Raw genomic sequence first — 11,821 nt, forward strand, 5'->3', positions numbered from 1 at the left:
GAAGATCGGCTGACCTCGAAGGAGGGCTCCAGAAGTCCCGGTGGTCTCTGGAGCCCTCGTTCGCAGCTCGTTTCACTCGCGATCTCTGATCGCCGGCACCTCGGGACGAGGTCGCGGATGGGATGAGATGGAACTCAGCCGAACAGTTCAGATCGAGACTTCCGCCCGTGTTCGCTCTCATCCTGCCGGCCTTCCTCGTCGTCGCCGCGCTCCTGGTCGGCCCGATGGTGCTGCTGGCGCGTATCTCGCTCAACGAATACAGCCCGACGCAGCTGATGGTCGAGGCGGCGACGGCGCAGAACTACCTCAACGCCGTCGCCGACCCGTATTACCGCGGCGTGATGGGCACGACGCTCGTCATGGCCTTCACCTGCACGGCGCTGACCCTGGCGCTCGGCTTTCCCGCGGCCTACCGGCTCGCCCGGATGGAGAGCCGCTGGAAGAGCCTCGTCACCGTGCTGACCCTGATCCCGCTATTGGTCGGCAACGTCGTGCGGGCGGCGGGCTGGCTCGGGCTCCTCGGCAATGACGGGCTCATCAACGCCACCTTGCGGGGCCTGCACCTCACCGCGGGCCCCTTGCCGCTGATCTACACGCCGGGCGCGGTCGCCATTGGGACGATCGCCGTGGTCCTGCCCTACATGATCCTGACCCTGTCCTCGGTGATCGAGAGCATCCCGCGGGCGGTCGAGGAGGCGGCGGCCAATCTCGGCGCCAGCGCCTTCACGGTGTTTCGCCGGGTGGTGTGGCCGCTGGCGCTCCCCGGCACGGTGGCGGGCTGCGTCCTCGTCTTCATCCTGTGCATGAACACCTACGCGACCGCGGTGCTGCTCGGGGGTTCGCAGTTCAAGATGATGGCGCCCGCCGTCTACGACCAGTTCTCGAAGGGCATGAACTGGCCGTTCGGCGCGGCGCTGGCCTTCATCCTGCTCGCCGCGACCCTGGTGCTGACGGTGCTCGGCACCGCGCTGCTCGGCCGCCGCTACGCCCGATAGATCCAACGACGACGCGGGAGGACACCATGAGCGACGCCCCGATTCTCGCCGGCAACGAGCTCGCCGCCGAGCGGGCCAGGGCCGGCCAGCCGCCCTTGGTGCCCTCGACCTCCCGCGACCGCGGGATCGGGCCGCACAAGCGCCTGGTGCTGCGGGCCGCCACCGTCATCGACGGCACCGGCGCGCCGCCGATCGGCCCGACCGACATCGTGGTCGAGAACGGCCGCATCGTGCAGTTGAAGAAGGTCGCGGGCAACCTCGCCAACAGCGCCAACCGGCCCGCGCCCGGCGACCACGAGATCGATTGCCGCGGCAAGTGGGTGACGCCCGGCTTCGTCGATTGCCATGCCCATGCCGGCGTCGCCTACCACGCCGCCAACGGCTGGGTGCCGCCGGTCGAGTACGTCTACAAGCTCTGGCTCGCCCACGGCGTGACGACGGTGCGCGAGATGGGTTCGTTCAACGGGCTCGACTGGATGCTCGACCAGAAGACGCGCGCGGAGGCCAACGAGATCGCGGCGCCGCGGCTCCTGGCCTACAGCTACTTCCCGGCCGTGAACGACATGCTGAAGCTGATCCACACCCCCGAGGAGGGGCGGGTGTGGCTGCGCAAGCTCAAGGAGCGCGGCGCCGACGGGGTGAAGTTCTTCGGGGCGCCCCCCGCCATCATGGAGGCGGCGCTGGACGAATGCGCGAAGCTCGGGCTGAAGTCGGGCTGCCACCACGCCCAGATGGCGGTGACGCGGATGAACGCGCTCACCACCGCCGGGTGGGGGCTGACCAGCGCCGAGCATTATTACGGCCTGCCCGAGGCTTTGTTCGAGGACCGGGTCGTCCAGAACTTCCCGCTCGACTACGACTACAACGACGAGTATTTCCGCTTCTCGGTCTCCGGCCAGATGTTCCGCCAGGGCGCCGAGCCGGGATCGAAGAAATGGAACGAGACCCTGGAGCGGTTCCTGGAGCTCGGCTTCACCTTCGTGCCGACCTTCACGATCTACGATGCCAACCGCGACCTGATGCGGGCGCGCCAGGCCGACTGGCACAAGGAGTATACCTGGAAGTCGATGTGGGACTACTTCACGCCGCAGCGCGGCGGCCACGGCTCGTACTGGTATCGCTGGTCGACCCAGAACGAGATCGAGTGGAAGGAGAACTACCGGCTCTGGATGGCGTTCATCAACGAGTACAAGAACCGCGGCGGCCGGGTCTGCGCCGGCTCGGATTCGGGCTTCATCTACCAGATCTTCGGTTTCGGCTACATTCGCGAGCTGGAACTGCTGCAGGAGGCCGGCTTCCACCCGCTCGAAGTGGTGCGCGCCGCGACCTCCCAAGGAGCCGCCCTGTGCGGGCTCGAGGACGAGATCGGCACCGTCGAGGTCGGCAAGCGCGCCGACCTCCTGGTCCACGACCACAACCCGCTCACCGACTTCAAGCTGCTCTACGGCACCGGAGCTTTGCGCCTCGACGAGGCGACGAACGGCGCCACCTGGCACCGGGGACTGAAGTACACGATCAAGGACGGGGTGATCTACGACACCGCCGAGCTGCTCGCCGACGTGCGCGCGCTCGTGAAGGCGACCTGGGACGAGGCGGTGCCGGCGCAATACGCGACCTCGCCGCAGGCGGCGCCGTGAGCGACGTCCTCGACTTCGTCGTCCTCACCGGCTTCCTCGGCTCGGGGAAGACGACGCTGCTGCGCGACTGCCTGGCTCGTCCCGAGGCGGCCGATACCGCGATCATCGTCAACGAGGCCGGCGAGATCGGGCTCGACGGGCTGATCCTGCGCGAGAGCGGGGGGGACGTGCCGATGACGATGCTGGCGAATGGCTGTGTCTGCTGCCAGATGACCAGCGACCTCGCCCGCACCGTCGAGGCTTTGCTCGCCGCCGAGCGGCCGGAGGCGTCGGGGCCGCTGCGACGCATCGTGCTGGAGACGAGCGGCCTGTCGAAGCCGGGCCCGGTCCTGCGTCAGTTGGCCGGCCTCGCCGGCTTTCCGATGCGGGTCTCGGTCCTCGCCACCTACGATGCCCTGCGCGGGCCCGATTCCGCGGCCTTCGCCGAGGCCGCCGCGCAATGGGCCGCCGCCCACCGCATCGTCGTGACGAAGCTCGACGCGGCACCGCCCGGCCGCGTGACGCAGGCCCGGGCCGCGGTCGCGGGCCTCAACCCGCTCGCCGCGATCGTGGCCGATCCCGACCGGAGCGCGGCGGTGGCGGCCGCCTTCGCGCCGCTGCCCGGCGCCGGTCTCGATCCGGCGCTGCTCCGGGCGGAACCCGCCGGTGCCCATCCGCGCGTCGCGGTCTGGCTCGCGCGGCCGTCCGCCCCCCTCCCCTACGACGATCTGGCGGCCTGGCTCGACAACCTCGCGGGCCACCTCGGCGAGCGCTTGCTTCGCCTCAAGGGCCTGGTGCCGGCGCTCGAGTCCGACCGACCGCTGCTGGTCGAGAGCGTCGGCACGCTGTTCTCGCGTCCCCGCCCCTTCGGCCGGCCGGGCGAGGACGTACCGGCCTTCCTGGTGGTGATCGCCCGCGACCTGGAGGCGGGCGAATTGGAGGAGGTGGCCCCGACCGGCCTGTTCCGCTTCGCGCCGCGGGCGCCGGCGAGCCCGTTCATGCGGGCGGGCGGCGGGGTGCCACGGGTCGAGGCACTGGAGGGGGAGTGACGGCGCAATCGGGCGATTCTTGCTCACCTCAGCGCTTCCGGGTCTCAGGGCCTTTCTAGATTGCGAATGATGATTTTCGATTTTTTTACACAGACTTATCCCATCGACGAGGAATTATGAGCCCATTCGACCGATCGACGTAGTCTATCCCATCGGCAAATTCATCCCGAGGTGTTGGCGATCGGAGATCACACGCGATCATCGATCGACTGACCTCGAAGGAGGGCTCCGCAAGCCTCTGAGACCACTGGAGCCCTCCTTCGAGGCTCACTGCGCTCGCACCTCAGGATGAGGTAGAAGGCGGGATAGCCCCCCTTGCGGTTATGTGGTCGCAAGTCGAACAGGCTCCATGAGTAATTGATATCTAAGAAGATACATTAGTTTTTATAAAATATTCTATGACGTTGATTTTCAATCGGATCATATAAAAGAACGCCGATTTCGACGCCGCATCTCGCGCGGCGGTTCCGGTTTTGGTGCGATTCGCTGATCGGGAGTACGCGCGCGATAGCCGGGGTCGCCATCACCCGCACCGATCGAACCGCCGCGGAGCCGCGCGCAGCCTGATCGCCGTAGCCTCATCGCCGTTGCCGAACCCAATGGAACTGGTCCGGCAGTCATTGCGCCACGATGCGAAACCAGGAAGTCTTTCCCAACAACCCAGACACGATCCCATCGATCACGGCGCGTCGTTGAGCGGAGAAAAATCCATGATTGCGGGCGTGACGACGTCGGGATCAGAACGAGAGAGGGGTCGACCAGTCCGAGGCGGCGGCGCCCACCCGAGGGGCGTTGCGTACGGGCACGGGCCGGATCACGGGTCGATGACGTGCGGCACGAAGCGGGCGCGGTCGGTGGTGATGAGCCCGTCGGCCTCGCGCAGGCAAAGGCCGGCGGGTTCGTCGCCGACGATCCAGCTGCCGACGAGGACGTGGCGCCCCTCGAAGCGCGGCAGGGGCGCGAGGCCCTGGCGGACGAAGCCCTCGGCGCCGTAGGGCCCCTCGGCCCGGGCCGCCACCGCGCCGTCCTCGACGATCAGCACGTTGGCGCCCTCCCGGGCATAAAGGGGCTTCTTCACGAAGCTCGCGCCGAGGGCGGCCTTGTCCGGGTCCTCCTCGAAATAGGCCGGCAGCAGGTTCGGGTGGCCCGGCGCCATCGCCCAGAGATGGGCGAGCAGCCCCTTGTTCGAGAGCACCGCCTTCCAGGGCGGCTCGATGAAGCGGGTCGGCGCGGCGCCGACCGCCCGGCCGAACGGATCGGCGAAGATCCATTCCCACGGATAGAGCTTGAACAGGGCGTCGATCGGGGCTCCGGCCTCGTCGACGAACCGGTCCCCGTCGAGCCCGATCGCCTCGACCGGCAGGAACGGGGCGGCGAGGCCCGCCTGGAGGGCGCAATCCTGCAGGTAGGCCACCGTGCCGCGGTCCTCGGGCGCGTCGGCGAAGCACGTGAAGGCGAGGCTCGACGTGCCGAGCCGGCGCCCGATGGCGGCGAGCCGCGCGACCAGCCGCTCGTGCAGGGCGTTGAACTGGTCGGACCCCGCCGGCAGGCGGCCACGGGCGAGCCCGTCCTCGAGCCAGAGCCACTGGAACACCGCGCTTTCGTAGAGGGCGGTCGGCGTGTCGGCGTTGTATTCGAGGAGCTTGGCCGGTCCGGTGCCGCCGTAGGAGAGGTCGAGCCGCCCGTAGAGCGCCGGATCGCCCCGGCGCCAGCTCGCCCGGATCGCGTCCCAGGCATGCTCGGGGATCCGCAGCGAGGCGAGGATGCGCTCGTCCTCGACCGCGCGGGCCGCGAAGGCGAGGCAGAGGTCGTGCAGCGCACGGCTCGGCGCCTCGATCTCCTCCTCGATCTCGGCGAGGCCGAAGGCGTAGTAGGCGCTCTCGTCCCAGTAGGGCGCGCCGTCGAAGGAGTGGAAGTGGAAGCCGGCACGCGCCGCGTGCGTGCGCCAGTCGGGCCGCTCGGGCGTCGCCACGCGGCGCATCAGCCGCCGGACCCGCCGGCGTGGCCGGTCCCGTGCCCGCCCGCGGCCGCCACAGCCCGCCCGGTGCCGCCGAAGCCGCCGCGGGCGATCAGCCGCGGGGCCGTCGCCGGGGCGCGGGCGACCGTGGACGGGACGTGGACCCGCGAGGAGCCGGAGACCGGCACGATCCGGGCGCCCGTGCCGGTGCAGTAGCCGAACCCGTGCCCGCCGTGGGAGCCGCCATGGGCGCCACCCTGCGCCTCCCGCTCCTCCTCGGGGGCGTGGGCGTAGAGCGGCTGGGCCAGCAGGTCCTGCCCCTCCGCTCCCAGCATGAAGGCGGCCATCGCCGGCAGGGAGCGGTCCTGCGCCTCCGCCGTCACCGTCGCGCCCGGCACGCAGCCGCCGCGCCCGTGGTGACGCTCGCAATCGGCGAGGGTCTCGTAGCGCGGCGCGGTCGCCGCGTAGGCCCGGCGCGCCGCCGCCTCGGCGGCGGTGCAATCCTCGGGCTTGCGCCGGCCCTCGGCGATGCAGGCACCGACTGTGCCGTAGACCAGGGCGTCCTCCTCGCGCTGCGAGGGATCGAGGCGGGCGAGCCCGAAGGCCGCCGCCCCCGCCCCTGCGACCAGCACCAGGGAGATCGTCGCCGAGCGCTTCATGCGCCGGACGGACTCGGCCTCGGCGTCCTTGCCGGGATCCCGGCCGGGTGCGTCGCCCATCGCGCGCCTCAATAGGTCATCGAGGCGGCGTTCACGACGCCGCCGGCCAGGGACGCGGCGCCGAGCAGCACCGCCGCGGCCATCCGGTCCTCCTCGATCCGCCGCGACAGGTCCGGCAGGGCGAGGCGGACCAGCCAGTAGATCCCGACCTGCACCACCAGGGCGACGAGGCCCCAGACCAGGCAGTCGAGGACCGAGCGGGCGTTGTAGATCGCCACCGCCAGCGGCAGGGCGAAGCCGACGAGGCTGCCCCCGAGGGAGACGGAGGCCGCGGTCACGTCCCGCCGGATCAGCGCCAGCTCGTTATGCGCCGTGGCGAAGGTGTAGACGACGAGATAGAGGCCGGTCAGGAGCGCGGCCGTGCCGAGATAGACGAGAAAATCGGGCAGCCCGGCGATCGAGGTCATCGGCGCGCGATCGTCCGTACGGCGCGCCTCTCGTCGAACGGATGGGAGACCAAGCGAAACCCCGTCGATCGCGCCGGGCGGAAACCGTCCGCCCAGTCGAGCCCGGCACGCGGCGCCGGTTCGCCGGGCGCATCGCCAGCATCCCGGCGGCCCGTGGCTCCGATCATCGTCAAGCGGGTGGGGCACGTCAACTCCGCCGCGGCGGAGATGCCGTCGCCGGGCCGACGACGACATCGCGCACGACTCGCCCGCGCCCGAGACATCTTTGCGGCATCGCCGCCGTCGCGCTCCGCGCCGATCCGGGCCTCGCGCCTCACGCCGCCCGGACGGTGGCGAGGAAGCGCGCCACCTCGGCCGAGAGGTGCTCGGACTGGCGCGACAGGGCCGAGGCCGAGGCGAGGACCTGGGAGGCCGCCGCCCCGGTCTCCTCGGCGGCGCCCGCCACGCCCGCGATGGTGCCGGTGACCTCGCCGGTGCCGGCCGCCGCCTGGGAGACGTTGCGGACGATCTCCTGGGTCGCCGCGCCCTGCTCCTCGACCGCCGCGGCGATCGAGGTGGCGACGCCCGCGATCTCCTCGATCCGCGCGGTGATGCCGCCGATCGCCTCGGCCGCCTCGCCGGTCGAGGCCTGGATCGCGGCGATCTGCGAGGTGATCTCCTGCGTCGCCCGGGCGGTCTGGCCGGCGAGTTCCTTCACCTCCGCGGCGACCACCGCGAAGCCGCGGCCGGCCACGCCGGCGCGGGCGGCCTCGATGGTGGCGTTGAGCGCGAGCAGGTTCGTTTGCGCGGCGATCGAGGCGATCAGCCCGACCACGTCGCCGATGCGCGCGGTCGCCTCGGTCAGGGCGCGGACCCGGGCCGCGCTCTCGCCGACCTCCGCCACGGCGACCCGGGCGAGCCGGGCCGAGCCGTCGACCTGGCGGCCGATTTCCTGGACCGAGGCGCCGAGCTCCTCGGCCGCCGCCGCCACCGTGCCGACATTCGACGAAGCTTCCTCGGCCGCCGCCGCGACGGCGGTCGATTGCGCGGCGGTCTGCGTCGCGGTCGCGGACATCGCCCGGGCGGTGGCCTGGAGGTCGGTGGCCGAGGCCGAGACCCGGCCGACGATGCCGCCGACCGCCTGCTCGAAGGCGTCCGCCATCCGGCGCATGCCGGCCCGGCGCTCGGCCTCGGCCGAAGCGCGCGTCCGCACCGTCTCCGCCTCCAGCGCCCGGGCGTGGACCAGGCCGTCCTTGAACACCTGGACGGCGGCGGCCATCGTGCCGATCTCGTCGCGCCGGCCCGCGCCCGGGATGGCGGTCGCGACGTCCCCGGCCGCCAGCCGGCGCATGGCGCGGTCGAGTGCGTGCAGCGGAGCCACGGCCCGCCTGAGGCTGAGCCAGAGGATGCCGGCCCCGGCCAGGGCCAGCGCCGCGGCGAGCCCGGCGGACTTCGTCCGGATGCGGTCGATCAGCGCGTAGTACTCGCTCTTCTTCACCCCGGCATAGACGATGCCGACGACGCGCCCGCCGGCGTCTCGGATCGGCTCGTAGACGGCGAGGTGCGGGACGCCGAGGATCGCGGCCTCGCCGCGATAGGTCTCGCCCCGGCCAAGCACTGCCTCGTGGACGGGCCCCGGCGCGAGCCGCGTGCCGACCGCCCGCGAACCGTCGGGATTGGTGATGGTGGTGGCGACCCGCATGTCGCCGAGGAACACCGTCGCGGTGCCGCCCAGGACCGCGCGCACCCGGTCGACGGCGGGCTCGGCGGCCCCGACGACGTGGGAGCCGACCGTCAGCGCTCCGTCCCGCACCGCGAAGACGGTCGAGCCGCCCTCGTCGACGAGAGTCTGCTTCAGCAGCCGAAGGCCACCGTCGAGGGCGCTCGCCGCCTGATGCCGCATCTCCGCCTCCACGTCCTGCATCGTGATCCCGGCAAGGACGGCGACCGCCGACGCCAGGACGAGGGTCCCGATCGCGCCGCTGCGGACGGCGAGGGAGATCGCGGGCAGGTGCGGGAGCTGGGCGAGCATGGGGAATCGGTCTCCGTTGCGGCGCAAGAAGCCCGGCCGGCGCCGCTTCCGACGCATCTCCGGGACAAAAATAGGCATAAGTTCCTCTATCGGCCCGACCTATCGTCGAACGAAGATTAATTTTGTTTTTATTTGCTCAAAGAAACTATGTTTGTTTTGGAATGATCGTGGATATAGTCCTTATACCGCCTAATCCAAGCTCAAAAAAATGGCTCGATCGACGGACAGACTAGAACGTCCGGCCTATGCGGGCCGCCACGCGACGGCGCGCGGCAGGCAGGACCGCCCCGCCGCGGCCAGAGCTTCGACGCGGTCCGGGGTGGCTCCCCGCTCCCCGACCGGCGGCAGCGCCGCCGCGCGCGCAGTCGGGACGCAGCGCAACGCCGTGGTCGGCATCGCCGTGCCTTGCCGTCTCGGCAACGGAGCCATCGCCGAATTCGTCTTGCTGCGACCGGATCTGCGCAACATCCTGGCATGGTGCAAGTCGCGGCAACGCGCCCAGGCGGACGGACGCAGCCCTCGACCGGGCGGGCCCGACGCCGCTACGGACGATCGAAACCGGCCGCGTGCGGGTGGGTGGTGCGCGGGCGCCGTCTCTCCGCCCGCTCAGAACCAAAGAGAGTTCCCATGTCGCGACGCGACGCCATCGCGCTGGCCCACCGGCACTACGACGACGGCGGCTTCCTCGCCGTGCTCCGCCGGGCGGTCGCCCTGCCGACCGAGAGCCAAGCCCCGGACCAGGGGCCGGCGCTCGCCGCCTACCTCACGCAGTTCGTGATCCCGGCGGTGACGCGGCTCGGCTTCGCGACCCGCCTCCTCGACAACCCGCAGGCGGGCCGCGGCCCGTTCCTGATCGCCACCCGGCACGAGGGCGACGACCTCCCGACGGTGCTGACCTACGGCCACGGCGACACGGTGCGGAACTACCCCGAGCAGTGGCGCGCCGGCCTGCACCCGCTCGACGTCGTGGTCGAGGGCGAGCGCTGGTACGGGCGCGGCACCGCCGACAACAAGGGCCAGCACCTGATCAACCTCGCCGCCCTCGAGGCGGTGATGCAGGCCCGCGGCGGACAGCTCGGCTTTAACGTCACGCTGCTGGTCGAGATGGGCGAGGAGGCGGGCTCGCCGGGCCTGCACGCGGTCTGCCGCGCCGAGAAGGACGCGCTCGCCGCCGACCTCCTCATCGCCTCCGACGGGCCGCGGATCGAGGCCGGGCGGCCGACGCTGTTCCTCGGCTCGCGCGGCGGCGTCACCTTCGAGCTCGTCGCGGACCTGCGCGAGGGCGGCCACCATTCCGGCAACTGGGGCGGGCTGCTGCGCAACCCCGGCACCGTGCTGGCAAGCGCCATCGCGAGCCTCGTCGACGGGCGCGGACAAATCCTCCTCGACGCCCTGCGCCCGCCGCCGATCCCCGCCGGCGTGCGCGCGGCGCTCGCCGACATCACCGTCGGGGGCGACCCGAACGCGCCCGCGATCGACGAGGGCTGGGGCGAGCCGGGCCTGAGCCCGGCCGAGCGGGTCTTCGGCTGGAACACCCTCGAAGTGCTGGCCTTCAAGTGCGGCGATCCGGATGGCCCGCAGAACGCCGTGCCGCCCTCGGCCAAGGCGACGATGCAGCTGCGCTTCGTCGTCGGCACCGACTGGGAGGGCGTCGTGCCGGCGATCCGCCGCCACCTCGACGCGGCGGGCTACCCCATGGTCGAGGTGCGGGCGACCCGCACCGAGGTGTTTCGCGCCACCCGGCTGCCGGTCGAGGACCCCTGGGTGGGCTGGGCGCTCGCCTCGATCGAGGCCAGCACCGGCAAGCGCCCGGCGCTGCTGCCGAATCTCGGCGGCTCGCTGCCGAACGACGCCTTCTCGGAGATCCTCGGCCTGCCGACCCTGTGGGTGCCGCATTCCTACCCGGCCTGCTCGCAGCACGCCCCCGACGAGCACCTGCTGGGCCCCTCGACCCGTGAGGCACTGGGGCTGATGGCCGGCCTGTTCTGGGACCTCGCCGAGACCGGGCCGACGATCCGGGACGGGCGGAGGGCGGCGGGTTGACCCCGGCTCCGCCTGGCTCGCACGAACGGAAACAAAGCGCGCCTCCCCTCACCCGAGGGGGAGGCGCGATCGAAGATCGCGCGAGGGGTGCTACGGCCCCGCCCCCTCGCCCCCGGCCGGGGCGATGGGGTAAGGACGCGCACCGCCGCGACGGCGGGACGAGGACCCGAGCGCCGTGAACTACCGCCACGCCTTCCACGCCGGCAACCACGCCGACGTGCTCAAGCACTGGGTGCTGACGCGGGTGCTGGCGCATCTCCAGCGCAAGGCGACCCCGTTCCGGGCGATCGACACCCATGCCGGCCTCGGCTTCTACGACCTGACCGCCGACGAGGCCGGCCGCACCGGCGAGTGGCACGACGGCATCGGCCGGCTCGACGCGCCCTTCCCGGACCCGGTCGAGGCCCTGCTCGCCCCCTACCGGGCGGCGGTGGCGGCGGTCCGGGCGCGCCACGGCGACACGATCTATCCGGGCTCGCCCGCGATCATCCGCGAGTTCCTGCGCCCGGGCGACCAGGGAGTGTTCGTCGAACTGCACCCGGCCGACGGCGCGGTGCTGCACGGGCGCTACAACCAGGACCCGCGCACGAAGGTGCTGGCCCTCGACGGCTGGACCGCGCTCCCCGCCCTGATCCCCCCGAAGGAGCGCCGCGGCCTCGTCCTGATCGACCCGCCCTACGAGGTGCCGGGCGAGATCGAGCGGCTGGGCCGCGACCTCCTCAAGGCGGTGGGGAAATGGGCGACCGGCACCTACCTCGCCTGGTACCCGATCAAGGACGTCGCCGCGGTCGACCGGATGGCCGCCGCCCTCGATGCCGCCCTGCCCCGGCCCGCCCTGCGCCTCGACCTCCTGGTCCACCGGCCCGACCCGGCGCGGCTCAGCGGCAGCGGCCTCATCGTGGTCAACCCGCCCTGGACCCTGCGCGAGGAGGCCGACGCCGTCCTGCCGGCGCTCGCCGAGCGCCTGGCGCAGGGCGGCTACGGCGCCTTCCGCTGCGCGGCGCTCGGGCCGCCGGCCTGAGGC

General features: G+C 71.8%; 9 protein-coding genes. 5 read left to right on the plus strand and 4 right to left on the minus strand.

Annotated features, from left to right (window positions below; translation table 11 throughout):
• Positions 1-167: 167 nt before the first annotated feature.
• Genes V3T34_RS25495 through V3T34_RS25505 form a run of 3 tightly spaced genes read left to right on the plus strand, consistent with a single transcriptional unit; the run spans position 168 to position 3,660 of the window.
• On the plus strand, positions 168-995 hold the full coding sequence (locus tag V3T34_RS25495) for an ABC transporter permease (protein WP_305076828.1): 828 nt from the start codon (positions 168-170) through the stop codon (positions 993-995).
• A 26-nt stretch (positions 996-1,021) separates the two neighbouring features.
• Positions 1,022-2,632 carry an amidohydrolase family protein gene (locus V3T34_RS25500; RefSeq protein ID WP_305076829.1) on the plus strand — a complete coding sequence of 537 codons (1,611 nt, stop codon included), beginning with the start codon at positions 1,022-1,024 and terminating at the stop codon, positions 2,630-2,632.
• Positions 2,629-3,660: a CobW family GTP-binding protein gene (locus V3T34_RS25505; RefSeq protein ID WP_305076830.1), complete on the plus strand. Its 1,032-nt coding sequence runs from the start codon at positions 2,629-2,631 to the stop codon at positions 3,658-3,660. Before V3T34_RS25500 ends, V3T34_RS25505 begins: the two co-directional genes overlap by 4 nt.
• 814 nt (positions 3,661-4,474) lie before the next feature.
• Here V3T34_RS25505 and V3T34_RS25510 read toward each other — a convergent pair.
• The 4 genes from V3T34_RS25510 to V3T34_RS25525 form a co-directional block, all read right to left on the minus strand.
• Complete coding sequence (locus V3T34_RS25510) at positions 4,475-5,641, minus strand: glutathionylspermidine synthase family protein (RefSeq protein ID WP_305076831.1); 1,167 nt, start codon at positions 5,639-5,641, stop codon at positions 4,475-4,477.
• Entirely contained in the window at positions 5,641-6,336 is a 696-nt protein-coding gene (locus V3T34_RS25515) for a DUF1190 domain-containing protein (RefSeq protein ID WP_305076832.1), read from the minus strand. Before V3T34_RS25515 ends, V3T34_RS25510 begins: the two co-directional genes overlap by 1 nt.
• Before the next feature lie 8 nt (positions 6,337-6,344).
• Positions 6,345-6,743, minus strand: coding sequence for a DUF350 domain-containing protein (locus V3T34_RS25520; protein WP_060850759.1), 399 nt, complete (start codon positions 6,741-6,743; stop codon positions 6,345-6,347).
• Positions 6,744-7,056: 313 nt separating this feature from the next.
• A complete protein-coding gene (locus V3T34_RS25525) occupies positions 7,057-8,754 on the minus strand; it encodes a methyl-accepting chemotaxis protein (protein ID WP_305076833.1) in 1,698 nt (565 codons plus the stop codon).
• Positions 8,755-9,381: 627 nt separating this feature from the next.
• Between V3T34_RS25525 and V3T34_RS25530 the strand changes: the two genes are divergently transcribed.
• Both V3T34_RS25530 and V3T34_RS25535 read left to right on the plus strand, forming a co-directional pair.
• Positions 9,382-10,797: a M20 family metallopeptidase gene (locus V3T34_RS25530; protein WP_305076834.1), complete on the plus strand. Its 1,416-nt coding sequence runs from the start codon at positions 9,382-9,384 to the stop codon at positions 10,795-10,797.
• A 175-nt stretch (positions 10,798-10,972) separates the two neighbouring features.
• Positions 10,973-11,818, plus strand: a complete 846-nt coding sequence (locus V3T34_RS25535; RefSeq protein WP_305076835.1) for a 23S rRNA (adenine(2030)-N(6))-methyltransferase RlmJ — start codon at positions 10,973-10,975, stop codon at positions 11,816-11,818.
• Positions 11,819-11,821: the final 3 nt, after the last annotated feature.

It is taken from the genome of Methylobacterium ajmalii, assembly GCF_036448855.1.
In the GTDB taxonomy this organism is placed as follows: Bacteria; Pseudomonadota; Alphaproteobacteria; order Rhizobiales; family Beijerinckiaceae; genus Methylobacterium; species Methylobacterium ajmalii.